Genomic DNA, 24,770 nt, shown 5'->3' with positions numbered 1-24,770 from the left:
TCGTCGCTTGAGATCTTCCGGCGACAGTTGAACAGCCATCAATTTGAGCTTGCTTCGCAGCTTTAGGCGCTCGCCGCGCGGCGTCCATTGCCCGTGAGAGGTAGTGCCCTACACCATTCCCCAGATTTCTTCGCCTCTTCGGCCTACGCTACATCAGGACCGCGCTGCGCGCTTCGGGTGTCTCCGGGGGGTATTCATAAACCTTCGGTTTACAAAGCTTCCCCCACTCCGAAACCCGATCCCGATTCCACTAAAGGCACGGCGAAGAACTCAGGGGAACGGTGCAAGCAAGGCCAGCTTGCACGGGCAACAGACAACAGTTGTCCGGCTCGGAATCTAGGGGCCCGGTACACCTGAAGGGGAACACCATGATCGCAAGCAACTACCGCAAATTTCCTGAAGCTCTGGCGCTGCAGATGCCTTTGCAGTTCGGGCGCTTGCTGGTGTGGGCTACGTCGCGGCCTACGACACGCCTCCTGCGGGCGATCAGGGCCGAGCGTGGCGCGACGTTCAAGGCAGCGGGCCGGGTGGCCTATCCAGTGCGCAAGACGACGCCGAGCTGGGCGCGCGAGCTGGCGAAGAAGGTGCGCGACCTGGGCAAGCTGGTGAAGGCTGCGCAGGTGGCGCTGGTGTTCTCTGAGCCAGTGAAGCGCAAGGGCTTCGGCGGGCACATCGATCGCATGCTGGCGATGCGCCCACTGGCCCGCTGCCCTATCGTTGTCACTGCGTGAGAGAGGATCGCACCTGAGCATTGCGCGCCGCGAGGCCCTGCAGGTATTGACTCTGGGGAGGCTCAGGGCGAGCGGCAGGCATTGGGGCTGGCACAGTGCGCACAGAGTCAACCTGGGCCACTTGCTGGGCCTGTGGCAGGGCTTCGCGCTGCTGACGGTATTCGCCCCTATCCCTTGGGCTGAATTCGCCGCGCTGGGCGGTTTTCCAATCCATGAAAAAGCCCTGTTGAACGATCTGGAGGCATACAGCGCCGGACACCTGCAGTAGCGTGGCCTGCTGCGTGTAGCACTTGCAGGTTTTGCCCATCTGAACGCAGGCGGCAGGGTATGGCGCTTCGGTGGGCTTTGTCACGTCGTCGTAGGCCGGTGCCGTGTGCGGGAAATCAGGCAGACGAGGTTTGCGGTGGTCAAGGTATTCCGCCGTCGTCATAGGACCGGCCTTGGCCTGTTGCTGGCCGCCGCTTGGTGCTGAGGCTTTGGAGCCAGTGCCCTGCGGGCCCTCGATGTTTTGCCGCAGGGTTTTGATGCCGTACCAGCCGCCCAATATGACCACCAGCAAGGCAACCACCAAGACCCAAACCATCTTGGGAATCTTGCGCTTCCCAGTGTGGAGACTGGCCGACTTGTACCAGCCGTAAACGTCCTTGGGGAATGGCACTGTCGTGATGCTGCCGGTCTTCCCAGAACCATCTTTTTCGCAGTTGGGGTTCACTGCGGCCCACTCGATACAGCGGACAAGATCAGCACCAAAGGTGCGCTTTAGGTGGCGGTGCCAGCCGGGAGAGCCGATCAAACGACGGACAAAGCTATCGATGTTCTGAGGGTGCTGGGTGACCAGATAGAAATCCATGCCCCTGCGACGATGCTCTGCCAGCATCTTGATATGTTCAGGAGTGGCCGAGCCAGCCTGACGCACCGGCATATCGTTGTGGCACTCATCGACTAGGAATATCGTGCCGTCTGGCTCTGCCTGCCAGTCTTTGAAATCAATCTTTTTCCAGGTGGAGATTTCGCCGCCCTCAACAGGCTCAAAGCGCCCGTTATGGCAGACAGGGCGAGTCTCCTTTAGCTGCCGCTCCCGGACCCATTTCAGGGTATTGAGGGTCTTTCCTGCGCCATTGGCGCCAGTGACTAGATGCAGCATTAGTTAACCACCCACTTCTTGAATGTGTCGCTGTTCAAGCCGTTGAGCAGCATGCTGGCGAACATGGCCGAGAAGACGATGGACAGCGCAGTGCCAACTTTCATCAGCGCGAGAATTTGCACCACTGTGGCGGGCAACTGGGAGAGGTTTTGGACGATCAATCCCTTAAGGAAATCGATGGCCTGTGTCATGCCGTAGAAGGTGACCAGCGACATGCCCAAAGAAGCCAGAACACGGCCCACAAGACTGCCGACGAGCGACAGGAGCATGCCGCCGAACATACCGATGAATGCAGGCATTTAGGCACCCCGCTTGATGATGATGAAGACAGAAGAAATCGATGCAACGATGAGCAGCACGTTGCCCAGCATCGCGAGGAAGGGGCAAAGCTTTGAGTAAGGGATGGCGAAGGTTTGACCGTCGCCAAGGTCTATAACGTCATCCGCTGGACACGTGCCGCCACCGCCTAGAAATTGATCAGTAGTTGATAGCGTGGTGCCGATGTTGACCGTTCGATTTCCCTCGAGCGTGCCTGTGACCTTGCCGGTCTTATTCTTCTCAGCGTCGTAGAGCTTGTATTCAGGCGAATCCTTGTCGTCAAACAATTTGCAGGCCCTGCGGTGCTGTTCCTGAGCCATGGCGCACTGGATGGCATCGCCCTCGCAGGTGAAGCCGCCAGAGCAGGAACCACCGAACGATGAGCCGTCTTCCTTGCCGTCTTTGCAGAGCTTTGAAGAGGGGTTTTCTTGGCAGAAACCGGGCTTTGAGGTGGTAGACGTTGACGTGGTGGTGGTTGTCGTCGTCGCGCCAGTACTGTTGTTACGGCGAGTCGTCGTGGTGGTGGTTGTCGTGGTGCACTTGTCGCCCTCGCAGTTGGTGGAGCGATCAACACGCCGTGTCGTGGTCTCAGTGCCGTCGTTCGTCTCGGTCTCGCTTGACCCACCATCAGCACCGCTGTCGGGCACCTTGTTTATGCAGACCTCGACGCCGTTCACGGTGCCTGTATAGCCATTGGGACATTTCTCTTCGGGTGGCACTGGCTTGGGCTGCTCACCGGGTCCGAGGTTGCAACTTTGGTCGACGGTGTTGCCGTTGCTGGCGAAATCAAACTTGCCCTCAGATACGTACTGGGGCGAAGACTCAGAGCCATAGCCCATGGAGATTTCGAGATCGAATGTGACCTTGCAGCCCTTGCCGGAGCCAATGCCATAGCCTGAACCGATATCGGTGCAAAACTGCGTCCCGTGAGCTATCTTGCCTTGGAGCCGTTGCGTGGTGACAAGCTCACCACCGGGCAAAACGTTTTGCAGGCTCCAGTTCCAGCAGGCTGTGCGATTGTTGTTGCGAGGCTCACAAGAGCCGTTAATTTCATCGTAGCCAGTGTTGCAGGTGCAGGAACCGCCGGACGCCGAGGAATTAGCCGGACAGGCTGAACCTGCAGCAGTTGGGCTTTGCGTCAAAGTGTTGTAAGTGCCCTGATCGTTGCAATACGAACCCACTTTGTAGAGATCAAACTGTTGCGGAGTGACGTTGCGCGCTTCCCATGTTGCGGGCTTGTCGAGTGAGGGGCCACCGCATGCAAACTTGGGATCATAGGCCTGCCACCACGCAACAAGGCCGGAAGCAGTGTCCACCCTGTTGAGGCTGTCACGGTACTGGACCACAGGGGTGAGGGCCGCAGAGGCATGCAACGAGAAGCACGCAAGCAGAAAAGCAACAATCAGGCGGTAAAGATGAACCATGCTGCACCGAGGATTGCGAGGATGACGAAAAGGCCCATTTGTTTGCACCTTGGAGAAGCCCACCGCGTGAGCTTTTGCAAGGCCCCTGCCGGCCGGTCAGGGAGCGCATGCGTAGCCGCTTAGGACAGCGAGCGACGGACCCACTTGAAGGCCATGATGGCAACCACCACGCCCAGAACGGCAACGCCGATCAGGCCAATGGGACCCAGCTGCGCAGTGATCTTGGCAGTGACACCAGACACGTCCACAGCGTCAGTCGCCTGTGCGAATGCAGCAGGAGCAGTCATAGCGGAAGCCATGGCCACGGCGACCAAGCCAGCAACTTTTGCCTTAATCGAGAAAGGCACGCGGGTACGGTTGAGAACTTGCATTTCAGTTTTCCTTTTCGGTTGGTTCACTGTCGGAAGACCGGATGGTCTGGATGAGCATTCGAATGCCCCATCCAGCCGCCCAGACCAGCAGGACAGCACTGCTGATTAATGCTCCCTGCTCCGGCGTCAATTGCAGGGGCGGGAGGCTTAATTCATGCACCACCGTGACCGTGCAGGCGGTGGCGCATTCGATGACTGTTGGGTCAGCCACGTGGCATGGCCCGCAGAATTGCCTGCTGGCGGATACGTGCCTGGGCGACGTTTTGAAGCGTGCGGGCACGGGCGCGGAGGCGGTCAGAAATGGCGACGACTGCGCCATGAGCGAGGATGGCCAGCACGCCGCCGACGAAACCAGACAGGCAGGCGATCATGGCGATGCGCTGGGCAAACAGCGACAGATCGAGTTCCATCACGCAGCAGCTTTAGCCGTGGAAAGAGGCAGGATGTCAAACACCTCGTCCTCACGCTTGCCAAAGCGCATAACGGGGCGCACGTCCACATCAGCGGCAAAGGGTGGCTGTAGGTGCTTGATCTTCTCGACCAGTGGGAGAGGGCAGCGGTAGGTGGTGCCCATCTGACCCTTGGAAATACCGTTCTCGCTGAACGGTTCGGCCAGTGTTGCCAGAGTATGAATCTGGCCCATTGCATAGGCTTTGCCGCTGGTCTTGCCAACGCCAGAAGAACCCTCGAAACCCACGATTTGCATTTTGCTCATAGCGATACCTTTTGGTGTTGGGCCTGAACGTCGGCCCACGTAACGCCAGCCGCCAGACTGGAAAGATTGACCCGGCGCGGGATACCGACAATGCGGACTTCCTCGACCAGATCGGCGTTGGTTGCGTTGGTCTGTTCCAGCAGCGTTCCGAACAACTTGCCGTAGCAGCGCTTCGCGTGATAGACGAGATGGGCCAGCGTGACTTCGCCGCCCTTGGTGAGCGTTGGGATGGCCTCTGCAGCTTCATCAATGAAGGAGGCGAGGGCGGGATAGCATCCAGCGAAAAATGCATCCCGATCAGTGAGAACGTCGAAGGGGATAACGCGGTCACGGCTGCCTAGCTGGACTTCAAAGCGAGTCCATTGGCTATCGGGGTCGCCAAGCTGGCGGCCCTTTTCGTAGACGCGCAGCATCTTGCCGTTTTGGGCTTTGCCGATGTAGAGCGTGCGGCCCTGATGACCATTGATCCAGTCGCCATCAAGACGGCTTGAAGGTGGCCGACCGCTCAACTGAAAGCCGCCCGTTTGATAGAGGGTCACGGCTTCCTCTACGGTGTGTTCCCCTTCGAGAAAATCCACGGCAAGATCGACGCGGGTTAGCTTGGCGTCAAGGCTTTCGAGCAAGTCACGAAGGCCCGCCCAATCGCGCACAAATTGACAGCCGCCGCCGGTCAACTGGAAAAGCCAGCGACCGCGCTGTGATTCACCGCCAAAAGCAATGCAGCCGATGGGACTGGTCAGGGAGCCATGGCGCGCAAACAGCTTCACGGAGCTATCGAACCCGAGCATGCCGCGATCAGCGATGCCGGAGACTGGACGGCCCAGCATGCGGCCCAGCAAGGATACAAAGCCTTCAACAGACATTGCAGGCTCTGCAAATGTGCAGTTCAGCCAGTCGATTTTTGCGACCTGCTGGCCCTTCGGGCTTTCCCCCCGTGTTACAGGACGGGGGGCCATGAAATCGCTCATGCAACACCCCCGGCGGCGGCGCTGCGCTTGCCGCCCACCGTGGGCGTTGCATCAGCGAACATGAACAGCACCCCGGAGCCATTCGGGAAGTCAAGAGGTGCAAGGACAGCGTGAGTAGGCGAAATGAAATCAACAACCCGACCGACACGCCGCAGTTCACCGATGTAGCCATCGAAGGCCGAAACGCTGGCGAAGCGCTTACGCGTCTTGCGGGCGTGGAGCATGCCCGGAGGGCAGTCGATGGTGTAGGTGGTGCACACCCCCAGCACTGACGCTGCAGGAGCCGCCACAGCGCGTGCAGCGCCTTTGGTGGCTGGGGGTGTGCGAAGTGGCACTGTGGCGGACATGGCGGCTCCTGTGTGAGAATTGTCCAAATGACATCGTAGTCATTTGTATATCAACGAGCCGGAGTGTAGTCATATGTATATCGATATTGAATTAAATAAATTAATCGATGATGCAACTTCGATAGCTGGAAGCCAGCGAAAGCTAGCCGCTTTGCTCGACATGGAGCAAGCGAACTTGGCGAAGATCAAGAAGGGAGAAAGGCCTGCGAACTGGCGCGTTCGGGGCAAATTGCGCGCAATCCTTGGCGAGGACCCTGCGCATGCGTTCATGGCCGCGATGGCCGAGGACTTGGAACAGTCAGAACGCGAAGACGAAAAAAAAGCTGCAGATGGCTTTAAGGCCATGCTTGCAGCTTTTCCTGATGGTTGGCGGAAACGGAGGGATTCGAACCCTCGATGAGGCTCTACACCCCATACTCCCTTAGCAGGGGAGCACCTTCGGCCACTCGGTCACGTTTCCAATCCCGCTATTATGCCTCATTTCAGAGGGGGTTCCGGCTGTTGAGGCCGCCCATGCCCCGTCCGCTGAAGATACCTTTCGCCGATCCCCCTGACAGCTTGACCTTGTCGCGGCGGGCTGCGATGCGGGATACATCGGTTGGCTTCAACATCCGCCGTCTCCGAGCGCGAACAAAGCCCCCCCCCGGGATCTACGGACTGCACCAGCCCAGCGTGGACCCCGATCGCACCACAACCCCACGGCCCACCTTGATGCGGATTTGGTGGCCCCGCGTGGTGCAGCACTGGATCTGGTTCAGCAATTCACCCAGCTGCGCCCCAGTCGGCGTGGTGTGGTGCGTATGGCGCAACCAATGGCGCAATGCATTGGCTTGGCGCGCGCGACTGAGCTCCTGCAAGGCCTTGATCCCAGGGGGGATGCCCACCAGGGACAGATCTTGCTGCGCCATCTCCTGCAGCAATTCAGCCGCCTGGGCGGCGTTGGCAGCCGAGCGAGCGAAGGTATCGCGAAAGGAGGGAAAGGCCGCATCCAGCGCGGGCAGCAGTTGCGCCCGAATGCGGTTGCGCGTAAAGCGCACATCGGTGTTGGTGGGGTCCTCCACCCAGGCTTGGCCCCGTGCCTTGAGCCAGTGACGCACATCCGTTGCTGCCACTTGCAGCAGCGGACGGTGCCAGACCAGCCCTCCCCGCTCCCACCGGGCGGGCATCGCGGCCAGCCCCGCCACGCCTGAGCCGCGCGACAAAGCGAGCAACAGGGTTTCGGCCTGGTCGTCGGCGTGCTGCGCAATTGCTATGGATTGAATAGCACCCACTGCATGATTCTCCAGCGCTACTGCCGTCAATGCCTGGTATCTGGCTTGGCGGGCGGCATCTTCGGGGCTCTGGCCGGGCGCGGGGCGCGCGTCCAGTCGCTGCACACGCAGAGACACACCCAGCTGGTCGCACAAGGCCACGCAATGCTGCTCGAAACCGTCGGCAGCCTTCTGGAGCCCGTGGTGTACATGGATGGCCAGCACCTGCCCGGGCCAGCGACGCGCGCAGCCCAGCAGCAGTGCGGTCGAGTCCGCGCCCCCGCTCAACGCCACCGCCATGGGTAGCGCGGGCGCAAAGGCCTGCAAAGCCGCGTCCATCGATTGGGTCATGGCATCTGCCCTTCAGGCTCGCAATACCGCCCAGTCGTAAGCGCTCCAAGCATCATCTGAAGGGCGAAAAGCACAAAGAGGATACGACGGCACATGGGCGCCGATTATCACGGCGCCAGAGTCTCCAACCCTGGGATGCCTTGAGCCCCCAGCCGACCAACCGCTCAGCCGCCCGGCGGGGACAGCCGTGGCGCAGCCTGGGTGGAGTCGGTGGACAGGCGGAAGGTGCCCACCACCTCCGACAGCCGCACCGACTGGTCCTTGAGGCTCTGCGCGGCGGCAGCACTCTCCTCCACCAGCGCCGCATTCTGCTGGGTCATCTGGTCGAGGTGGGCCACGGCTTGCCCCACCTCGTTGATGCTGGTGCTCTGCTCGTTGGTGGACGCCGTGATCTCGGCCATGATGTCGGTCACGCGCTGAACAGAAGTGACAATATCGGTCATGGTGGTGCCCGCGTCATGCACCAGACGCGAGCCGTTTTCCACCTGCTCCACCGAGGTGTTGATCAAGGTCTTGATCTCGCGCGCCGCCTCGGCGCTGCGCTGAGCCAAGCTGCGCACCTCGCCCGCCACCACCGCAAAGCCCCGGCCTTGCTCGCCCGCCCGCGCCGCTTCCACTGCGGCGTTCAGCGCGAGGATGTTGGTCTGGAAGGCAATGCCGTCGATGACACCGATGATGTCGTTGATCTTGCGCGAAGCCGCGTTGATATGGTCCATGGTGGTCACCACATTGCCCACCACTTGTCCGCCATGCTGCGCCACGTTGGAAGCCTGGGCCACGAGCTGGTTGGCCTGGCGCGCAGAGTCTGCGTTGTGCCGCACGGTTTCAGTGAGTTGCTGCATGGAGGCCGAGGTCTCTTGCAGGCTGGACGCCGTGAGCTCGGTGCGGCCGCTCAGGTCATGGTTGCCAGTGGCAATCTCTTCGGCGGCCACGCGCACCGAGCTGCTGGCGTCCCGGATCTGCGCGAGCACGCCCGAGAGCTTGCCCGCAAAACTGTTGAAACTGCCCGCGATCTGCGCGAGCTCGTCCTCGCCATGCGCATCGATACGGCGCGACAGGTCGCCATCGCCCGCGCCGATCTCATGCATGGCATCGCGCACCAGCGTGAGCTGACGCAAACGCCGGGTGAGCACCACACCCAGCAACCCCGCCGCCACGATCAGCACCAGCACGCTGGACACCAGCGATGTGGCCAGCATCGAGCGAATGGGTGCCATGGCCTCGCTTTCGTCCAGAGCTACCACCAGCATCCAGGAGGTGCCCGCAATCGGCACCACACTCAGCAGGCGAGTGCGCCCGGCAATGTCCGTCGGCAGCAGCGCCTTGTCCTTGGCCACAGCGAGCAGTGGCTCGATCGAGAGGTCTTTGGAAAGCTCCGTGATGGGCTTGAGCGTGAGCCCCTGGTCCTTGTGGGCAATGATCTTGCCGTCGGCTGACACCAGAAAGGCGAAGCTCTGTGGGGTGGGCTGAATGGACGCCACATTGGCAACCACCGACTCCATGTAGACATCCCCCGCAGCCACGCCCTTGAGTGCAGAGCCCGCACCCACCGGGGCCGCAAACGTCACGACCAGCTTTTGGTCGGACGCAGAAATGTAGGGCGGTGTGACCACCGGGGCTGCGGCCTGCGAGGCCTGTTTGTACCAGGGGCGCGCGGTGGGGTCATAGTCGGCCGGCAGGTTGCGGGCCTCTGAAAACACGTACTTCTTGTCGGCGTACCCGAAATACGCTGTGCTGAACTTGCCCGCGTCGCGCAGCATGGCCAGAGACTTGGCGGGTTCGGGCTCGTCAAAGGCTGCCACGGAGGCGGCAATGATTCCCGCTTTCGCACGGGTCCATTCCTCGATGGCCTCTGCATGGCTCTTGGCAGTTGCCTGCCCCTCCTCCGCCAGCGACACCCGCGCCTGCGCGCGGGCCGAGAAGTAGTTCACCAGCGTGAGAACCAGCAGCGCCGCCACCATGCAGGCGGTGGACACCACCAGGATCTGGCCCTTGAGCGTCTTCAGAAGCGACATGGATCACCCCTCGAACCGCCCGCGCAGGCGGTGTTCGAGCATGTTACATCCAGTAGCAGTCTCTACGCCAGGGGGGGCGCTGTCCGCCGCCGCTGCGATTCGGCATCAAAAACAACAACGGCCCCGAAGGGCCATTAGAGGAGCACCAGGCTGGCGCATTCGGCGCCGACACGGGTCGGCCGAAAACCTGCGCTCAGCGGGCGTCCGCCTTGGTGTCGCTGAAGCGGCCGTAGCTTTGCAGGCGCTCGTAGCGACGATCCAGCAGGTCCTTGGTCTTGAGGTCTGCCACCTGACGGAAGGCATCGCCCAGGGCGCGCTTGAGGAAGGCGGCCATCTGCTTGTGGTCGCGGTGTCCGCCGCCCACGGGCTCGTTCACGATCTTGTCCACCAGGCCCAGGGCCTTGAGGCGGTGGGCGGTGATGCCCAGCGCGTCTGCGGCGTCTTGCGCCTTGTCGCTGGTCTTCCAGAGGATGGATGCACACCCTTCGGGGCTGATGACCGAATAGATGGCGTACTGAAGCATCACGACCTGGTCGGCCACGCTGATGGCCAGGGCGCCGCCGGAGCCGCCTTCACCAATGATGGTGGTGATGATGGGCACTTCGAGCTGCGCCATCTCGAAGATGTTACGGCCGATGGCTTCGGACTGGCCGCGCTCCTCGGCATCAATGCCTGGGTAGGCGCCGGGCGTGTCCACAAAGGTGAACACGGGCAGTTTGAACTTCTCAGCCGTCTTCATCAGGCGCAGGGCCTTGCGGTAGCCCTCGGGCTTGCTCATGCCAAAGTTGCGCATGGCGCGCTCCTTGGTGTCGCGCCCTTTCTGGTGGCCCAACACCATGCAGGCATGGCCGTTGAAGCGGGCAAGGCCACCCACGATAGACAAATCGTCTGCGTAATGGCGATCGCCGTGCAGCTCGACGAAGTCGGTGAAGATGTCGCGCACGTAGTCGAGCGTGTAGGGGCGCTCGGGGTGGCGGGCGATCTTGGTGATCTGCCAGGGCGACAACTCGCTGTAGATGTCCTTGGTGAGCTGCTGGCTCTTCTTGCTCAGCTGGTCGATCTCTTCCGAGATATCGACGGCACTTTCGGTCTGCACGTAGCGCAGTTCTTCAATTTTGGACTCCAGCTCGGCAATGGGCTGCTCGAAATCCAGAAAGGTCTTTTTCGCCAACGTTTTTCTCCTAGGGGATCGCACCCGGCGGGGTTGCCACGAATGGCACGCAATGTAACCGGCGTGCCTGCAATGGTGTCAATAGGTCACAGGCAGGGGGTCCAGAGACCGCCAAATATACCAAGTCGCGACGCTGCACCAGGGCTTCCAGGCCTCGGCCACCTCGCGGGCGTCGCTGCGGCTCACGGGGTCGCCAGAGAAGTAATTCTGGCTGATACCGTTGATCAACCCCACGTCGTCGAGGGGCAAAACATTGGGTCGCATCAAATAGAAGATCAAAAACATCTCGGCCGTCCAGCGGCCAATGCCGCGGATGGCGACCAGCTCGGCAATGATGGACTCGTCATCCATGGCGGCCCAGTCCTTGACGTGCAGCTTGCCGCCCTCGAAGTGCATGGCCAGGTCCACCAGGTAGTCCACCTTGCGGGCTGACAGGCCGGCGGCGCGCATGTCGTCGATCTTGAGCTTGAGCACACTGGCGGGCTTCATGCTGCGGGGCAGCGTTGCAAAACGCTCCCACACCGTCTGAGCAGCCTTCACGGAGACTTGCTGACCCACGATGGACCGCGCCAGCGTGATGAAGGGATCGCCCTTGGTCTGCAGCGCGGCATCGCCAAACTGTGGGATCAGGCGCTTCATCACCCGGTCCTTCTTCATCAGGTGCTTGCAAGCCTCGGCCCAGTAGTCGGGCGTGGCGATCACTGGCTCGTTTGCCAGCGCATCGCTTGCTATCTTTTTAGAAGCTGCCACTGCTTACCCTACCTGCACTACCGGCATATTTGGCATGAAAACGTGGCTCACTGTGCGGCTTCCCAGGTCGTGCCTGCGGCAGAGTCCTTGAGCACGACGCCCTGCGCCAGCAGCGCCTGCCGGATGCGGTCGGCCTCGGCAAAGTTCTTGGCCGCCTTGGCAGCCGCGCGGGCGGCAATCTGGGCCTGAATCTCGGCCTCATCCAAACCCGCAGCGCCCGCCTGCAGGAAGGCCTGGGGATTGCCCTGCAACAGCCCCAGGCAGCCACCCAGTGCCTTGAGCAGCCCCGCCAGACCGGCCGACCGGGTCTTGTTGACCTCGCCCGCCAATTCAAACAGCACAGCCACAGCCTCGGGGGTGCCAAAGTCTTCATCCATGGCAGCCTTGAAGCGGGCTGCGTAGGGGTTGCTCCAGTCGATGGAGGCCACGTCGGCTGGGGTCACCAGGCTCAGCGCGGTGTACAGACGCTTGAGAGCCTGGCGGGCGTCGTCCAGGTGGGCATCGCTGTAGTTGAGCGCGCTGCGGTAATGGGCGCGCACGATAAAGAAACGCACGGTCTCCGCGTCGTACTGCTGGAGCACATCGCGGATGGTGAAAAAGTTGCCCATGCTCTTGGACATCTTTTCGTTGTCCACGCGCACGAAGCCGTTGTGCACCCAGAACTTCGCCAGCGGCTTGCCGGTGGCGCCTTCGCTCTGGGCAATCTCGTTTTCGTGGTGCGGAAACTGCAGGTCCGCGCCGCCGCCGTGGATGTCAAAGGTCTCCCCCAGCGTCGCGCAGCTCATGGCCGAGCATTCGATGTGCCAGCCGGGGCGGCCAGCGCCAAAAGCGCTGTCCCACTTGGCCTCGGGCGGCTCCTCGGCCTTGGCGGACTTCCACAATACAAAGTCCAGCGGGTCTTCCTTGCCATCCAGCACGGCCACGCGCTCGCCGGCACGCAGCTCATCCAGCGACTTGCCCGACAGCTTGCCGTAGCCGTCGAACTTGCGCACGGAATAGTTCACATCGCCATTGCTCGCGCGATAGGCCAGGCCCTTTCCTTCGAGCTGGCCGATGAGCGAGAGCATCTGGGGCACGTATTCGGTGGCGCGGGGCTCGACCGAGGGCGGCTCGATACCCAGCAGGCCGATGTCCTGGTGCATGGCCGCAATCATCTCGTCGGTGAGCTGGCGGATGGTGATGCCCCGCTCCAGCGCGCGCTTGATGATCTTGTCGTCAATGTCGGTGATGTTGCGCACGTAGGTCACACGCAGCCCGCTGGCCTTGAGCCAGCGCTGCACCACGTCAAACGCCATCATCATGCGGGCGTGGCCGATATGGCACAGGTCATAGATGGTCATGCCGCACACATACATGCGCACGTGGCCGGGTTCGAGCGGGGAAAAGTCCTCCAATGCACGCGACAGCGTGTTGTAGATGCGCAAACTCATGGGATTTCAGTAACGGGAGACTTGATGGGGGTGGGTGAGAGACAGAAATTCACCCGGCAGCAGCGGAACGAGTCCCTTGGAAGGGGGTGGCCCGGCAAGGGGCGTCCAGCAAAATCACCAGCGGCAACAGCGTACCGTCATGACAACCCCCTCAGCTACAATCCGCCGCAGTATAAGCCCCCGCCCGGGCTGGCAGCCGCCCAACTCCCTGGTACCCCCCATGAAGCAAGTCCGACGCACCCTCCCACGCCTCTTGCGCCTCCTGGCACTGACCGCCCTGATGGGCGCGGGCGCGGTCCATGCAGACGACTACGCCGATATCACCCAATTGCTCAAGGCGGGCAAGGCGGCGGACGCACTGACCAAGGCCGACGAGCGCCTGGCAACCAACCCGCGTGACCCGCAACTGCGCTTCCTGCGCGGCGTGGCGCAGACAGATTCCGGCAAGCAGGCCGATGCCATCGTCACCTTCACCAAGCTCACCGAAGAGTACCCGGAGCTGCCCGAGCCCTACAACAACCTCGCCGTGCTGTATGCCAACCAGAACCAGCTGGACAAGGCCCGCACCGCGCTGGAAATGGCCGTGCGCAACAACCCCGCTTACGCGGCTGCACACGAGAATATGGGCGACATCTACGCCCGGCTGGCCTACGAGTCCTACGGCAAGGCCCAACAGCTTGAGGCCAACAACCCCACGGTCAGATCGAAACAGGCCAAGCTGCGCGATGTGTTCCAGCCCACGGCTTCGCGTGCCGCGACCAAGCCCGTAGCCTCGCGCCCCTGACCTGACATCCGCCCGTAGCCAGGGGGCTTGCGGCCTTGCCGCCTGTCGGGCTGGCGCACCGGTGGTAACTTCAGCGCTGCCTTGCCCTTCGCCGGACCGGAAAACCCTCGGTTCGAGGCACCTATTCACATAAGGAGTTCTGCATGATTTCCAAAAGAAAATCGTCCATAGCGCTTGCCGGAATTGCCCTGGCAGCTATATTTTCGGTAGCATCCCCGGTCCAGGCGCAGGATACCGCCAAGGTCAAGCTGGCCACGTCGATGGGTGACATCGTGGTACAGCTTGACGCCGCCAAGGCCCCCAAGACGGTCGAGAACTTTCTGGCCTACGTGAACAGCAAGCACTACGACGGAACCATCTTCCACCGCGTGATCGACGGCTTCATGATCCAGGGTGGCGGCTTCACTCCCGACATGCAGCAAAAGCCCACCAAGGCTCCCATTCCGCTCGAAGCCAAGAACGGCCTCAAGAACGATACCTACACCATCGCCATGGCCCGCACTGGCGATCCCAACTCGGCCACATCGCAGTTCTTCATCAACGTGAAGGACAACGCCATGCTCAACGCCCCCAACCCGGACGGCCACGGCTATGCCGTGTTCGGCAAGGTGGTGGAAGGCACCGCCGTGGTCGACAAGATCAAAGCCGTGGCCACCGGCAACAAGGGCGGCCACCAGAACGTGCCCACCACCCCCATCACCATCAACTCCGCCACCGTGGTGAAGTGAATTTTTTGAAGAAAGCACTGCAATGAGCAATCCACAAGTTGAACTCCACGTGACCATCAACGTGGCCGAAACGGCCACCCAAGGCGTGATCACCATCGAGCTGGACGCCGAGAAAGCCCCCAAGTCCGCGGCCAACTTCCTGAGCTACGTGAACAGTGGCTTCTACAACGGCACCGTGTTCCACCGCGTGATCAAGAACTTCATGATCCAGGGCGGCGGCATGACAGCCGACATGAAGCAAAAGGAAACCCAGGCCCCCATCGAGAACGAAGCCCAGAACGGTCTGAAGAACGACAAGTACACCCTGGCCATGGCGCGCACCGGCGATCCCCACAGCGCCACCGCGCAGTTCTTCATCAACACGGTGGACAACGCCTTCCTGAACCACAGCTCGCCCACTGCCCAAGGCTGGGGCTATGCCGTGTTCGGCAAGGTCGTGAAGGGCCAGGACGTGGTGGACGCCATCAAGGCCGTGCGCACCACACGCAAGGGCTTCCATGACGACGTGCCTTTTGACGCCGTCGTGATCGACAAGGCCGTGGCCCTGTAAATCCACCGCCTGATCCGGGCCTTGACTGCCGCCCCGTTGACGACCGTGCCCCCGTTCGAGGAGCTTGCCGCTCCACCGCACTGGCGCACGGTCGATTTCATTTCAGACCTGCACCTGCAGGCCAGCGAGCCCGCCACCGTGGCCGCATTCCAGCAGTATCTGGAGAGCACTCCGGCAGACGCCCTCTTCATCCTGGGCGACCTGTTCGAGGTGTGGGTGGGCGACGATGCCATGCGCGAGCCCGGCAACTTCGAGGCCCAGGGTTGCGCACTTCTGCGCGTTGCCTCACAGCGCCTGCCGGTGTATTTCATGCACGGCAACCGCGATTTTCTGGCGGGCACTGCCTTCCTGGCCGCGTGCGGCATCACCGGCTTGGCAGACCCTACGGTCCTGGACTTTGGCGGTCACCGGTATGTACTGAGCCACGGCGACCTGCTGTGCCTGGACGACGTGGACTACCAGCGCTTTCGCCTGCAGGCCCGTAGCGCCGACTGGCAGCAGCAGTTTCTGGCCCTGCCCCTGGCCACGCGCCGGGTGCAGGCGCGTGGCATTCGCCAAGAAAGCGAGGCACGCAAGCAGTCGGGAGCCACGTATGCCGACGTGGACACGCCTGCCGCCATCGCGTGGCTGCAGGCCGCTGGCGCCCACACCCTCATCCACGGCCACACCCACCGGCCGGCCAACCATGTGCTGACCCCAGGGCTGCAGCGTGTGGTGCTGAGCGACTGGGATGCTGCGGCATTGCCCCCCCGTCTGGAAACACTGCGTTTGTCCAGCGCGGGCTTGGAACGGCTGTCCTTGGCCCCCAAGTAACAGCGGTCATGAACTGAGCGGGCTCACCTCCCGCAGCCCGATCGCAATGCCCCCCTTGCTCAACCGCCTCTGGCGCCGCGTGCGCGCCACCGTGGCCCCGGTGCCAGACATCTCCGCCACGCTGTGGCTGCAGACCGTGCAGCGCTACCCGTTTCTGGCCGCGCTGTCGCTGCACGACCAAGCCAAACTGCGCGTGCTGAGCGCCCTCTTTTTGCACCACAAGGAATTCCACGGCGCCCATGGTCTGGAGGTGACCGACGCCATGGCCATCGACATTGCCGCGCAGGCCTGCCTGCCCCTGCTGCACTGGAGCGACCCTGCCAAGGCGCTCGGCTGGTACGACGATTTTGTGGGCATCGTGCTGCACCCCGGCGAAGCCGTGGCGCGCCGCCAGACGATGGACGAAGCGGGCGTGGTGCACGAGCACACCCAGGTACTGCTGGGCGAGGCCATGGAGCGCGGTCCCATCATGCTCAGCTGGCAGCATGTGAGCAACGCCACCGAGAACACGGCGCGCGGCCACAACGTGGTGGTGCACGAGTTTGTGCACAAGCTCGATATGAAAAATGGCCAGCCCAACGGCTGCCCGCCCTTGCCTGCAGGCTTCATGGGCACACGCACCGGCCGGGCGGCCTACGAGGCGTGGTGGGCAGCGTGGGAGCCCGCCTACGAACAGTTTCGCGAACGCGTGATCATGGCCGAGCGCTTCGGCGCCGACCGGCCCTGGCTGGACGCGTACGGCGCCACCTCGCCATCCGAGTTCTTTGCCGTGGCCTGCGAGGCGTACTTTGTGAACCGCGAACGGTTTGCCCAGGAGTTTCCGGGGCTGATGCCGGTGCTGGATGCATTTTTCCAGCGCCCTGCGGGCTGAGCTTGGCCGCATGCGTAGGGGCCCACGCCCCTCATACATTGGTTGGAAGCCTTGCGCTTGCCGCCGCCGGTACACGCAAGCGCAGTCACTCAGACTGCAGCAGTGCTCCAGGGCACCGCCTCAAGCCCCCAGAGCATTTTCCACCGCCTGCTTGGCTTCTTCCAGACTGCTGAAAAACTGGGTGGGCTGCGCCATGGCCTTGGGCAGATGGGCGGGCGGCGGCCACAGGCGGTCGTCTGTCCAGGCGGCGGTCCACCCGCCAATGTCTTTGCGCTTGATGGAGCAAAGTGCTTGCCCGTCCACGTTGGCTATCCAGGTGGTCGGCGGGTTATGGTCCCAGATGACATGTGCCATGGCGCCCTCTCACGGTTGCTGGACCATTGTAGGAAGCCTGGGCGAGATTGGACAATGGCGTTCACCCCACCCCCGCAGCCCTCCGGCCACAGAGCGGGAGGCCAGGCAAAACGACGACAGGCGCTCGTGCAGCGCCCGGCCCGTCATCAGCCAGCAGCCAGCGCGCGCCGCGCGGCCTGGGCCACGCTCGCAGCATCCACCCAAAAAAACTGCCTCAGCGCCGCCCGCGTGTCACTGCGACCAAAGCCGTCGGTGCCCAAGGTGATGTACTTGCGGCCTTCGGGGATGAACGCGCGCACCGTCTCGGGCACGGCGCGTACGTAGTCGGTGGCGGCGATCACCGGTCCACGGGTTGGGGCCAGTTGCCGGGTCAGCCATGCGGGACCAGGCTGGGCATGGCCCGTCAGCCAGCGCTGTTCGCAGGCCACACCATCGCGGGCCAGCTCGCTCCAGCTGGTGACGCTGAGCACGGTCACGTCCACACCCTCGCTGGCGAGTTGCTCGGCGGCTTTGACCACCTCCGTCAGGATGGCACCAGAGCCCATCAGCGTTACAGCTTTGGACGAAATCGCGCTGTCGCGCTGGTGCAAATTGCCTGAGTAGCTCCTAAAAAGATAGCAACCACGCAGCACACCCTCTGCCGCATCGGCAGGCAAGTCGGGCTGGGCGTAGTTCTCGTTCATCAGCGTTACGTAGTAGAAAACGTCGCGTTGCTCGGCCACCATCTCGCGCATGCCGGCGTCGATGATGACAGCCATCTCGCCCGCATAGGCCGGGTCGTAGGCCTTGCAGTTGGGGATCGTGGCCGCCACCAAATGGCTGCTGCCGTCCTGGTGCTGCAGGCCCTCGCCGCCCAGCGTGGTGCGGCCCGAGGTGGCGCCCAGCAAAAAGCCGCGCGCACGCTGGTCTGCAGCGGCCCAGATGGCGTCGCCCACGCGCTGGAAGCCGAACATGGAGTAGTAGATGTAGAAAGGCAGCATGGCCAGGCCGTGCACGCTGTAGCTGGTGGCGGCCGCCGTCCAGCTGGCGATGGCGCCCGCCTCGCTGATGCCTTCTTCCAGAATCTGGCCGTCCAGCGCCTCACGGTAGCTCAGCACCGAGCCGATGTCCTCGGGCGCGTAGCGCTGGCCCACGCTGCTGTAGATGCCCACCTGTTTGAACAGATTGGCCATGCCGAAGGTGCGCGCTTCGTCGGCCACGATGGGGACGATGCGCGGGCCCAGCGTGGCGTCCTTGAGCAATGAGCCCAGCATGCGCACAAAGGCCATGGTGGTGCTCATTTCCTTGCCATCAGCTTGCAGCGCAAACTGCGCGTAGCTCTCGATGGCAGGCACGGGCAGCGCGTCGCAGGTGGTGTCGCGGCGCGGCAGGTAGCCGCCCAGTGCATCGCGGTGGCTGCGCAGGTAGCGCATCTCGGCGCTGTCTTCGGCAGGCTTGTAGAAAGCGAGGCTCGTCGCCTGCTCATCACTCAAAGGCAGGTTGAAGCGGTTGCGGAATTCGATGAGGTCGGTCTCGTCCAGCTTCTTCTGGCTGTGCGTGGTCATCTTGCCCTGGCCGGCAGTGCCCATGCCGTAGCCCTTCTTGGTGTGGGCCAGGATCACGGTGGGCTGGCCCTTGTGCGCAGCGGCGGCGGCGTACGCGGCGTGGATCTTCACCAGGTCGTGGCCCCCACGCTTCAAGCGGTCGATCTGCTCGTCCGTCATGCCCTGTGCCAGGGCCGCCAGCTCCGGGTTCTGGCCAAAGAAGTTGTCGCGGTTGAAGCGCCCGTCCTTGGCGGCAAAGGTCTGCATTTGCCCGTCCACCGTGCCTTGCAGCGTGCGCACCAGCGCGCCGGTCAGGTCGCGGGCGAACAGGCCGTCCCAGTCGCTGCCCCAGACCAGTTTGACTACGTTCCAGCCCGCGCCCGCAAACAAGCGCTCCAGCTCGTCGATGATGCGGCCGTTGCCGCGCACCGGGCCGTCCAGGCGCTGCAGGTTGCAGTTGACCACCCACACCAAGTTATCGAGACCCTCTCGCGCGGCCAGGGTCAGCGCGCTCATGCTCTCGGGCTCGTCCATCTCGCCGTCGCCAAACACGCCCCACACCTTGCGCGCGGAACAGTCGAGCAGGTTGCGGTGCGTGAGGTAGCGCATGAACCGCGCGTGGTAGATGCTGCTGATGGGGCCGATGCCCATCGACCCGGTGGGAAACTGCCAGAAATCCGGCATGAGCCAAGGGTGTGGGTAGCTCGACAGGCCTTGCGCGCCTGCGCCCGGGGCCGTCAGTTCCTGGCGGTAATGCATCAGGTCCTTCTCGCTCAAGCGGCCTTCGAGGAACGCCCGCGCGTACACACCCGGCGCGCTGTGCGGCTGAAAGAACACCAGATCGCCCCGGTGTTGCCCCTCGCCCAGCCCCTCGCGGGCGCGGAAGAAGTGGTTGAAGCCGCTCTCAAACAGATCCGCCGCACTGGCGTAGCTGGCGATGTGACCGCCCAGCTCGCCATACGCCTGGTTGGCCCGCACTACCATGGCCAGCGCGTTCCAGCGCACGATGGAGGCCACCCGCTCCTCGATGGCCAGGTCGCCGGGGAACACGGGCTGGTCCTGCACCGCCACGGTGTTCACATAGGGCGTGTTCAGGTCGGGCTGCCAGCCAATGCGCTGCGCGCGCGCCACCCGCACCAGCTCTTGCAGCATGTGCCGCGCGCGCTCGGGGCCTTCGGTGGCGACGAGAGCCAGGAAGGCATCGCGCCACTCGGCGGTTTCTTCGGGGTCGGCGTCCAGCGGGGCGCCAGGGGCTTGTTGCAGCAGGGCGTGGGGTGTGAGGGCGTTCATGGCAGCCACTGTAGCGAGGCTGGCTCCAAATGAGTTGCCGTTTTGCCTTTTACGCCATGCCGTCATGGCACTTTATGCCGCCAAAGCCATAAACTGCGGCATATGAAACTGGATACCCTCGATTTGCGCATCCTGGCCGAGCTGCAGGCCGACGGCTCTCTGTCCAACGTGGAGCTGGCGCGGCGCGTGCACCTGTCGCCCTCGCCCTGCCTTGCGCGGGTAAAGGCGCTGGAGGCGGCTGACGTCATCAGCCGCTATGTGGCGCTGGCCAATGCGGCGGCGCTGGGGCTGGGGCTCAATGTGTTCATCAGCATCAGCCTCAAGACGCAAAGCAAGGAAGCCCTGGCCGACTTTGAACGCCGCATTGCCGAGCACGACGAAGTGATGGAGTGCTACCTGATGAGCGGCGACAGCGACTACCTCATCCGCGTGGCGCTGGCCGACATCGGCGCGCTGGAGCGGTTCATTCTGGAGCAGCTGTCGCCCATTCCGGGCGTGGAGAAGATCCGGTCGAGCTTTGCACTCAAGCAGGTACGCTACAAGACCGCCCTGCCCTTGCCCAGCGCCTGAGCATGCACATTGCTGCAAGCAACGCTGCGAACACTATTTGCGCACCACGCCGCTCGTCGCCACGCGCTTGCGCAGCTCGCGGATCAGCGCCTTGGCACGCGCCTCGTTGGCGGGGCCCATGCGCAGCAGGATCTTCTGACCGCTTGGCAGCGCCTCCAGCGCGGGGTCCACAAACTCGTAGCGCACCCAGGGTCGCAGGTTGGGCACGTCGGTATTCACGGGCGTGAGCTTGACCTGTAGCGGGCCCGCGGGCTCGGGCACCTGCAGCAACTGGTCCAGCACCGCCACCAGGCGGTCATTGAAGTAGCGCCGGGGGTAGCCCAGCTCTTCATACGCTTGCTGAAACAGCGGGTACATCCGCGCGTACAGCGCCACGGCGGGCTCCATCGGTACCGCTTCGGCAAACGCCAAGAAGGCGCTGTAGCGAGCTGCATTGGCCGCCGCGATGGCGGTGGGCGCGTTGCCAGTGCCATCCACCACAAACCGTTGCGCCGTGGGCTGCACCGGCCACATGCGCGATGGCGCGTGGGTGCGGCCCAGGTTGTCCACGGTGGCCACCACACGGCGAACAAAACCGTCGGTCTGCAGAAACATCGCCAGCTTGTCACGGCCCAGCAGCTCGGCCAACAGCTCTGCCACCCGGGGGTCGGACTCAGCCAGCGCGGGCAAGGCGGCGTCGGGCGGTGCCAGCGCATCCACAGGGTTCTGCGGCCCCGACGCCTCGGGGACGGGCGGGGGCGCTGCCGGTGCGGCGGGGGCGACCACTACCGGGGGTGGCGCTGCCGCTGGCTCTACCGGCCGCAGCCAGAACCACCAGGCGGCGCCAGCCGCCACTGCGCATACCAGCGCGGCCAGCACGACCCAGAGGGTGGAGGAAGTGCGCTCTGGCGCGGGGCGGAATTCTGCGGTGTCTTGATCGGGCATGGGCTCTCCTTCAACACAGGAACAACCCTTGTCCGACGCTCCATGGCGTCAGGCGTTCCCTCTCAGTCCCACATGGGAACTGCACGATTGGACAACCGCACACCCAGGCCCTAGTAACGCGTTGTAGCCCAGCCGGGGCCGGCCCGCGAGAGTGCCCCGCTTAAAACGCCGTCGGTGTGGTGGACAGCGACTCCAGCCAGGCCACCGTGGCTGCCAGCTCGGACGGGCGAATTTCGTGCGCGCTGGGGAACTCATGGTACGTCACCGTCACCGGCAGCGGTGCCATGTGATGAGCGATGGCCTGGGCGTTGGCCAGCGGGATCACGTTGTCGTGCGTGCCATGGCTCAGCCATAGTTGCTTGCCGCGCAGCGCATCGGCGGGCGCCGTGAGCGGCACCACCTGGGGCAGCAGGCGGCTGTGCCACACCAAGCCCGCATGCATCAGCGCGGGCTGGGTCAGCAGCAGCGACAGAGCCATGATGCCGCCCTGGCTGAAGCCGCCCACCACCACGCGCTCGGGCGGGATGCCCAGTTGTTCGGCGGCGGACTCGACCGCCTGGGCTATCAGCGCGCGACTTTGCGCCTCCTGCTCTTCGTTGATGGAGCGCTCGCCGCTCGGCTCGATGGAAAAATCAAACCACGCATGCGAACCCGGCCCCATGCGAAACGGCGCCCGCAGGCTCAGCACATGGAACCGGTCCGGGATCTGTGGCGACAGGCTGAACAGGTCCTGCTCGTTGCTGCCCACGCCATGCATCAGCACCAGCAGCCAGGGGCGAGGGGTGGTGGCAGCAGCGGGGCGCTGCAAAAATGTGAGCGGCAAGGTAAGCATATATGTGCACCTCAAACGGTTTAGGGCCAAAAACGGGTGGAGTGCGAGGAGTTCCGTGTCAGTGCACTGGCTCCAGGGCGAAAGCGTCCATCGACAGCATGCTGTACATCACCTCGCGGCTCAAGTAGTTTGCGTGCAGGTCGTCGCCCGCCGCACCCAGCGCAAAAAAGATCGGCAAAAAGTGGTCTTCAGTGGGGTGAGCGCGGTGGGCATGGGGTGCCTGGCTGCGGTAGTTGAGCAGCGCCGCCATGTCGCCACGGGCCAGAGCATCCTCGATCCAGCGGCTGAACTCCAGCACATAGGGCGCGGGCGCGCGCTCGCCGCCAAAAAACTCGGCCAGGTTGTGCGTCATGCTGCCCGACCCCACCACCAGCACGCCTTGGCTGCGCAGGCTGCGCAAGGCGGCGCCCAGCGCATACACCTCGGCCGGGCCAGCGCCCACGGGCAGGGCCACCTGCACCACGGGCACGTCGGCCTGCGGGAACAAATGCATCAGCGGCACCCAGGCGCCATGGTCAAAGGGGCGGGCCGCGTCACCCTGGGCCGCCACACCCGCGGCCTGCAGCAGGCCCAGCACCTCTTGCGCCAGCGCGGGCGAGCCGGGGGCGGGGTATTGCAGCTGGTACAGCGCGGGGGGAAACCCGCCAAAGTCGTGCCAGGTAGCGGGCTGCGGCCCGGTCATCACCTGCGCCGACCGCGCCATCCAGTGCGGCGACATGACTACCACACCCCGCAGACCGGGGTACTGCGACTTCAGACTCTGGCCCCATTGCGTGAGCGCCGGGCCGGTGGTGCCAGCGTCCAACGCAAACAAGGGCGCACCGTGCGACACAAACAGGGCGGGAATTGCAGCAGAAACTGGAACGGGGGCTTGGGCAGAGGCAGACATGACAACTCCATCAAGGGATGCCATGAATGTAGGACTGATGGCCCGTGATACCAAGTCCTGCAGCGCAGACAGATTGTTCTACGGATGATGCCAATCAAACATTGACAGGCCCATGGTGTGCAGCGGGAAGCACCGGACAACCTGGGATCAAAGCATCATGAGCCGTCGCGCACCCTACCCCGCAGCGCCTTGGTCTCGCCCCGCTGCGTCTTGGTTTGCAGGCGCCGCTGTTGGGACCCATAGGTGGGTTTGGTGGCCCGGCGCACGCGGGGTGGCACGGCCACGCTGTTGACCAGCGCGTTCAGGCGCTCCAGGGCGTCGGCACGGTTCAGCTCCTGGCTGCGGTATTGCTGTGCCTTAATGACCACCACACCGTCTTGCGTGATGCGGGTGTCGCGCAGGGCCAGCAGGCGCTCCTTCACATCTTCGGGCAGCGATGATGCCGCCACGTCAAAGCGCAGGTGCACTGCGCTCGATACCTTGTTGACGTTCTGCCCGCCCGCACCCTGCGCGCGCATGGCCGTGATTTCGACCTCGTCCTCAGAAATTTGCAGGGGCAGCGGGGCCATGGCAGTGGAATCCCCCGCGCGCCCGGCCGTCAGGCCGCAGGCTGCTGGGCCAGCAATTGCGCTAGGCCGTCAATCGCCAGGCCATAGCCCAGCACGCCAAACCCACACATCACCGCCTTGGCGGCGGCAGCCATGTACGAATGGTGGCGATAGGCCTCGCGTGCATGCACGTTGCTGATGTGCAGCTCGATCAGGGTGATGCCCGTGCCCTTGATGGCGTCGTGCAGGGCAATGCTGGTGTGGGTGTAGGCCCCGGCGTTGATGACCACACCCGCCAGTTCGCCCGCTGCATGCAGGCGGCCCGCCTCATGAATCCAGTCCACCAGCGCGCCTTCGTGGTTGCTTTGGTGAAACCGCAGCGCAAAACCGTAGCGATTGCAGGCGTCAGTGCAGAGCTTTTCCACATCGGCCAGGGTGGCCGCGCCATATACGGCGGGCTCACGGGTGCCCAGCAGGTTCAGATTGGGGCCATTGAGGACAAAAACGGTTTTTTGGGCGGTCACAGACAGGGTCTCCGGGGCAACGCCTGCCACGCTGGCAGGCCAGAAGGCCGGATTATGAAGTGCCAAGAAAAAAGCGGCCCCGAGGGACCGCTGTAAAAGGCAGCCTGTGCAACGCTGCCAATGAGCGACTCGCGCCCAAGAGGTTGGTGAAAGACCAGCCGCCAGGGCTGATCAGCGGTCCCAGTGGCGACCGTGGCCGTGCCCGTGGTGGCGGTAGCCGCCATAGCCGTACCCGCCATAAACCACCGCTGGGGGCGGTGCGTAGTACACCGGGGGAGCGTTGTAGTACACAGGGCGTGGAGGGGGGGCGTAATACACCGGCGGGGGTGGCGCCACGTACACCGGGGCGGGGGCATAGTAGCCATTGCTGGCCCCCACTACCACGCCGGGCACGCCAATGCCCACGGACCAATTGACATCGCGGGCCTGGGCGGAGCCAGCACCAGCCAACAGGGCCAGCGCCACACCCGCCACAGCGGCCGCAGTAGAAACAGAACGGGTTTTCGTCATGGAAATCTCCTAGTGAATGAGGGCGGCCCGCCAAAAGGGCACGCCTCACCGGTACACAACGCACCAAGTGCCTAA

At 63.4% G+C, this 24,770-nt stretch carries 29 protein-coding genes, 1 tRNA gene and 1 pseudogene; 8 read left to right on the top strand and 23 right to left on the bottom strand.

What is annotated here, in order from left to right:
- Window positions 1-368: 368 nt before the first annotated feature.
- Window positions 369-731 carry a hypothetical protein gene (locus C8C99_RS04415; RefSeq protein WP_108625076.1) on the top strand — a complete coding sequence of 121 codons (363 nt, stop codon included), beginning with the start codon at window positions 369-371 and terminating at the stop codon, window positions 729-731.
- Here C8C99_RS04415 and C8C99_RS04410 read toward each other — a convergent pair.
- The 9 genes from C8C99_RS04410 to C8C99_RS04375 all read right to left on the bottom strand — a co-directional run bounded on the left by C8C99_RS04410 (window position 721) and on the right by C8C99_RS04375 (window position 6,018).
- Entirely contained in the window at window positions 721-1,875 is a 1,155-nt protein-coding gene (locus C8C99_RS04410) for a zonular occludens toxin domain-containing protein (protein WP_108625075.1), read from the bottom strand. The genes C8C99_RS04415 and C8C99_RS04410 overlap by 11 nt on opposite strands.
- Window positions 1,875-2,174, bottom strand: a complete 300-nt coding sequence (locus tag C8C99_RS04405) for a DUF2523 domain-containing protein (protein ID WP_108625074.1) — start codon at window positions 2,172-2,174, stop codon at window positions 1,875-1,877. Before C8C99_RS04405 ends, C8C99_RS04410 begins: the two co-directional genes overlap by 1 nt.
- Window positions 2,175-3,617: a virulence factor TspB C-terminal domain-related protein gene (locus C8C99_RS04400; RefSeq protein WP_146186010.1), complete on the bottom strand. Its 1,443-nt coding sequence runs from the start codon at window positions 3,615-3,617 to the stop codon at window positions 2,175-2,177.
- A 119-nt stretch (window positions 3,618-3,736) separates the two neighbouring features.
- Window positions 3,737-3,988, bottom strand: a complete 252-nt coding sequence (locus C8C99_RS04395; RefSeq protein ID WP_108625072.1) for a major capsid protein — start codon at window positions 3,986-3,988, stop codon at window positions 3,737-3,739.
- 1 nt (window position 3,989) lies between these two features.
- Window positions 3,990-4,199 carry a hypothetical protein gene (locus tag C8C99_RS23905; RefSeq protein WP_158274160.1) on the bottom strand — a complete coding sequence of 70 codons (210 nt, stop codon included), beginning with the start codon at window positions 4,197-4,199 and terminating at the stop codon, window positions 3,990-3,992.
- Window positions 4,192-4,398: a hypothetical protein gene (locus C8C99_RS04390; protein ID WP_108625071.1), complete on the bottom strand. Its 207-nt coding sequence runs from the start codon at window positions 4,396-4,398 to the stop codon at window positions 4,192-4,194. The genes C8C99_RS23905 and C8C99_RS04390 overlap by 8 nt, the downstream gene beginning before the upstream one ends.
- The gene (locus C8C99_RS04385; protein ID WP_146186009.1) at window positions 4,398-4,703 is read right to left on the bottom strand and encodes a hypothetical protein; all 306 of its coding nucleotides are present in this window, start codon (window positions 4,701-4,703) and stop codon (window positions 4,398-4,400) included. Before C8C99_RS04385 ends, C8C99_RS04390 begins: the two co-directional genes overlap by 1 nt.
- Entirely contained in the window at window positions 4,700-5,659 is a 960-nt protein-coding gene (locus C8C99_RS04380; RefSeq protein ID WP_158274159.1) for a replication initiation factor domain-containing protein, read from the bottom strand. The genes C8C99_RS04385 and C8C99_RS04380 overlap by 4 nt, the downstream gene beginning before the upstream one ends.
- A gap of 8 nt (window positions 5,660-5,667) precedes the next feature.
- Complete coding sequence (locus C8C99_RS04375; RefSeq protein WP_146186008.1) at window positions 5,668-6,018, bottom strand: hypothetical protein; 351 nt, start codon at window positions 6,016-6,018, stop codon at window positions 5,668-5,670.
- A 73-nt stretch (window positions 6,019-6,091) separates the two neighbouring features.
- On the opposite strand from C8C99_RS04375, the gene C8C99_RS04370 reads away from it, so the two are divergent.
- Complete coding sequence (locus tag C8C99_RS04370) at window positions 6,092-6,418, top strand: hypothetical protein (RefSeq protein WP_108498817.1); 327 nt, start codon at window positions 6,092-6,094, stop codon at window positions 6,416-6,418.
- Here C8C99_RS04370 and C8C99_RS04365 read toward each other — a convergent pair.
- From C8C99_RS04365 to cysS, 6 genes are all read right to left on the bottom strand, one after another.
- Window positions 6,386-6,478: transfer RNA gene (locus C8C99_RS04365), tRNA-Ser, on the bottom strand. The two genes, C8C99_RS04370 and C8C99_RS04365, sit on opposite strands and share 33 nt — an antisense overlap.
- A gap of 190 nt (window positions 6,479-6,668) precedes the next feature.
- Complete coding sequence (gene tilS, locus C8C99_RS04360) at window positions 6,669-7,619, bottom strand: tRNA lysidine(34) synthetase TilS (RefSeq protein ID WP_056640228.1); 951 nt, start codon at window positions 7,617-7,619, stop codon at window positions 6,669-6,671.
- Window positions 7,620-7,783: 164 nt separating this feature from the next.
- Window positions 7,784-9,634, bottom strand: coding sequence for a methyl-accepting chemotaxis protein (locus tag C8C99_RS04355; protein ID WP_056640231.1), 1,851 nt, complete (start codon window positions 9,632-9,634; stop codon window positions 7,784-7,786).
- Between the two features lie 193 nt (window positions 9,635-9,827).
- Window positions 9,828-10,805, bottom strand: coding sequence for an acetyl-CoA carboxylase carboxyltransferase subunit alpha (locus C8C99_RS04350; protein WP_056640234.1), 978 nt, complete (start codon window positions 10,803-10,805; stop codon window positions 9,828-9,830).
- A gap of 78 nt (window positions 10,806-10,883) precedes the next feature.
- Complete coding sequence (locus tag C8C99_RS04345; protein ID WP_108625067.1) at window positions 10,884-11,555, bottom strand: DNA-3-methyladenine glycosylase; 672 nt, start codon at window positions 11,553-11,555, stop codon at window positions 10,884-10,886.
- Window positions 11,556-11,602: 47 nt separating this feature from the next.
- Window positions 11,603-12,985, bottom strand: a complete 1,383-nt coding sequence (gene cysS, locus C8C99_RS04340) for a cysteine--tRNA ligase (RefSeq protein ID WP_108625066.1) — start codon at window positions 12,983-12,985, stop codon at window positions 11,603-11,605.
- 220 nt (window positions 12,986-13,205) lie between these two features.
- Here cysS and C8C99_RS04335 point away from each other — a divergent pair.
- The 5 genes and pseudogenes from C8C99_RS04335 to C8C99_RS04315 all read left to right on the top strand — a co-directional run.
- Window positions 13,206-13,677, top strand: a pseudogene (locus C8C99_RS04335) (tetratricopeptide repeat protein); the annotation flags it as partial.
- 235 nt (window positions 13,678-13,912) lie between these two features.
- The gene (locus C8C99_RS04330; protein ID WP_056640245.1) at window positions 13,913-14,497 is read left to right on the top strand and encodes a peptidylprolyl isomerase; all 585 of its coding nucleotides are present in this window, start codon (window positions 13,913-13,915) and stop codon (window positions 14,495-14,497) included.
- Window positions 14,498-14,519: 22 nt separating this feature from the next.
- Complete coding sequence (locus tag C8C99_RS04325) at window positions 14,520-15,047, top strand: peptidylprolyl isomerase (protein WP_056640247.1); 528 nt, start codon at window positions 14,520-14,522, stop codon at window positions 15,045-15,047.
- A gap of 36 nt (window positions 15,048-15,083) precedes the next feature.
- Complete coding sequence (locus C8C99_RS04320) at window positions 15,084-15,860, top strand: UDP-2,3-diacylglucosamine diphosphatase (RefSeq protein ID WP_108625064.1); 777 nt, start codon at window positions 15,084-15,086, stop codon at window positions 15,858-15,860.
- Window positions 15,861-15,906: 46 nt separating this feature from the next.
- A complete protein-coding gene (locus tag C8C99_RS04315; protein ID WP_108625063.1) occupies window positions 15,907-16,731 on the top strand; it encodes a zinc-dependent peptidase in 825 nt (274 codons plus the stop codon).
- A gap of 120 nt (window positions 16,732-16,851) precedes the next feature.
- Here C8C99_RS04315 and C8C99_RS04310 read toward each other — a convergent pair whose 3' ends face one another.
- Window positions 16,852-17,085 (bottom strand): hypothetical protein, encoded by a 234-nt coding sequence (locus C8C99_RS04310; protein ID WP_108625062.1) that lies wholly within the window; start codon window positions 17,083-17,085, stop codon window positions 16,852-16,854.
- A 146-nt stretch (window positions 17,086-17,231) separates the two neighbouring features.
- On the bottom strand, window positions 17,232-19,898 hold the full coding sequence (mdeB, locus tag C8C99_RS04305; RefSeq protein ID WP_108625061.1) for an alpha-ketoglutarate dehydrogenase: 2,667 nt from the start codon (window positions 19,896-19,898) through the stop codon (window positions 17,232-17,234).
- Between the two features lie 102 nt (window positions 19,899-20,000).
- Here mdeB and C8C99_RS04300 point away from each other — a divergent pair, with 102 nt between their 5' ends.
- Entirely contained in the window at window positions 20,001-20,468 is a 468-nt protein-coding gene (locus tag C8C99_RS04300) for an Lrp/AsnC family transcriptional regulator (protein WP_108625060.1), read from the top strand.
- 33 nt (window positions 20,469-20,501) lie between these two features.
- On the opposite strand, the gene C8C99_RS04295 is transcribed toward C8C99_RS04300, so the two are convergent.
- From C8C99_RS04295 to C8C99_RS04270, 6 genes are all read right to left on the bottom strand, one after another.
- Window positions 20,502-21,392 carry a DUF3014 domain-containing protein gene (locus C8C99_RS04295; protein WP_108625059.1) on the bottom strand — a complete coding sequence of 297 codons (891 nt, stop codon included), beginning with the start codon at window positions 21,390-21,392 and terminating at the stop codon, window positions 20,502-20,504.
- Between the two features lie 160 nt (window positions 21,393-21,552).
- Window positions 21,553-22,224, bottom strand: a complete 672-nt coding sequence (locus C8C99_RS04290) for an alpha/beta hydrolase (RefSeq protein ID WP_056640272.1) — start codon at window positions 22,222-22,224, stop codon at window positions 21,553-21,555.
- A gap of 58 nt (window positions 22,225-22,282) precedes the next feature.
- Window positions 22,283-23,113: a class III extradiol ring-cleavage dioxygenase gene (locus C8C99_RS04285; RefSeq protein ID WP_108625058.1), complete on the bottom strand. Its 831-nt coding sequence runs from the start codon at window positions 23,111-23,113 to the stop codon at window positions 22,283-22,285.
- A gap of 155 nt (window positions 23,114-23,268) precedes the next feature.
- On the bottom strand, window positions 23,269-23,682 hold the full coding sequence (gene arfB / locus C8C99_RS04280) for an alternative ribosome rescue aminoacyl-tRNA hydrolase ArfB (RefSeq protein WP_108625057.1): 414 nt from the start codon (window positions 23,680-23,682) through the stop codon (window positions 23,269-23,271).
- Window positions 23,683-23,711: 29 nt separating this feature from the next.
- Window positions 23,712-24,185 carry a type II 3-dehydroquinate dehydratase gene (aroQ, locus tag C8C99_RS04275; RefSeq protein WP_108625056.1) on the bottom strand — a complete coding sequence of 158 codons (474 nt, stop codon included), beginning with the start codon at window positions 24,183-24,185 and terminating at the stop codon, window positions 23,712-23,714.
- Between the two features lie 171 nt (window positions 24,186-24,356).
- A complete protein-coding gene (locus C8C99_RS04270; RefSeq protein WP_108625055.1) occupies window positions 24,357-24,695 on the bottom strand; it encodes a hypothetical protein in 339 nt (112 codons plus the stop codon).
- Window positions 24,696-24,770 lie beyond the last annotated feature (75 nt).

Source organism: Acidovorax sp. 107, assembly GCF_003058055.1.
Lineage (GTDB): Bacteria > Pseudomonadota > Gammaproteobacteria > Burkholderiales > Burkholderiaceae_C > Acidovorax.
Note: the sequence above shows the minus strand (reverse complement) of the source record. Positions and strands in the feature narration are given on the sequence as shown.

Bases quoted from the DNA above. Each gene is read 5' to 3' on its own strand.
- C8C99_RS04415 (WP_108625076.1), top strand. From the start codon at position 369: ATGATCGCAAGCAACTACCGCAAATTTCCTGAAGCTCTGGCGCTGCAG.
- C8C99_RS04410 (WP_108625075.1), bottom strand. From the start codon at position 1,875: ATGCTGCATCTAGTCACTGGCGCCAATGGCGCAGGAAAGACCCTCAAT.
- C8C99_RS04405 (WP_108625074.1), bottom strand. From the start codon at position 2,174: ATGCCTGCATTCATCGGTATGTTCGGCGGCATGCTCCTGTCGCTCGTC.
- C8C99_RS04400 (WP_146186010.1), bottom strand. From the start codon at position 3,617: ATGGTTCATCTTTACCGCCTGATTGTTGCTTTTCTGCTTGCGTGCTTC.
- C8C99_RS04395 (WP_108625072.1), bottom strand. From the start codon at position 3,988: ATGCAAGTTCTCAACCGTACCCGCGTGCCTTTCTCGATTAAGGCAAAA.
- C8C99_RS04390 (WP_108625071.1), bottom strand. From the start codon at position 4,398: ATGGAACTCGATCTGTCGCTGTTTGCCCAGCGCATCGCCATGATCGCC.
- C8C99_RS04385 (WP_146186009.1), bottom strand. From the start codon at position 4,703: ATGAGCAAAATGCAAATCGTGGGTTTCGAGGGTTCTTCTGGCGTTGGC.
- C8C99_RS04380 (WP_158274159.1), bottom strand. From the start codon at position 5,659: ATGGCCCCCCGTCCTGTAACACGGGGGGAAAGCCCGAAGGGCCAGCAG.
- C8C99_RS04375 (WP_146186008.1), bottom strand. From the start codon at position 6,018: ATGTCCGCCACAGTGCCACTTCGCACACCCCCAGCCACCAAAGGCGCT.
- C8C99_RS04370 (WP_108498817.1), top strand. From the start codon at position 6,092: ATGTATATCGATATTGAATTAAATAAATTAATCGATGATGCAACTTCG.
- tilS (WP_056640228.1), bottom strand. From the start codon at position 7,619: ATGACCCAATCGATGGACGCGGCTTTGCAGGCCTTTGCGCCCGCGCTA.
- C8C99_RS04355 (WP_056640231.1), bottom strand. From the start codon at position 9,634: ATGTCGCTTCTGAAGACGCTCAAGGGCCAGATCCTGGTGGTGTCCACC.
- cysS (WP_108625066.1), bottom strand. From the start codon at position 12,985: ATGAGTTTGCGCATCTACAACACGCTGTCGCGTGCATTGGAGGACTTT.
- C8C99_RS04330 (WP_056640245.1), top strand. From the start codon at position 13,913: ATGATTTCCAAAAGAAAATCGTCCATAGCGCTTGCCGGAATTGCCCTG.
- C8C99_RS04325 (WP_056640247.1), top strand. From the start codon at position 14,520: ATGAGCAATCCACAAGTTGAACTCCACGTGACCATCAACGTGGCCGAA.
- C8C99_RS04315 (WP_108625063.1), top strand. From the start codon at position 15,907: ATGCCCCCCTTGCTCAACCGCCTCTGGCGCCGCGTGCGCGCCACCGTG.
- C8C99_RS04310 (WP_108625062.1), bottom strand. From the start codon at position 17,085: ATGGCACATGTCATCTGGGACCATAACCCGCCGACCACCTGGATAGCC.
- mdeB (WP_108625061.1), bottom strand. From the start codon at position 19,898: ATGAACGCCCTCACACCCCACGCCCTGCTGCAACAAGCCCCTGGCGCC.
- C8C99_RS04300 (WP_108625060.1), top strand. From the start codon at position 20,001: ATGAAACTGGATACCCTCGATTTGCGCATCCTGGCCGAGCTGCAGGCC.
- C8C99_RS04295 (WP_108625059.1), bottom strand. From the start codon at position 21,392: ATGCCCGATCAAGACACCGCAGAATTCCGCCCCGCGCCAGAGCGCACT.
- C8C99_RS04290 (WP_056640272.1), bottom strand. From the start codon at position 22,224: ATGCTTACCTTGCCGCTCACATTTTTGCAGCGCCCCGCTGCTGCCACC.
- C8C99_RS04285 (WP_108625058.1), bottom strand. From the start codon at position 23,113: ATGTCTGCCTCTGCCCAAGCCCCCGTTCCAGTTTCTGCTGCAATTCCC.
- arfB (WP_108625057.1), bottom strand. From the start codon at position 23,682: ATGGCCCCGCTGCCCCTGCAAATTTCTGAGGACGAGGTCGAAATCACG.
- C8C99_RS04270 (WP_108625055.1), bottom strand. From the start codon at position 24,695: ATGACGAAAACCCGTTCTGTTTCTACTGCGGCCGCTGTGGCGGGTGTG.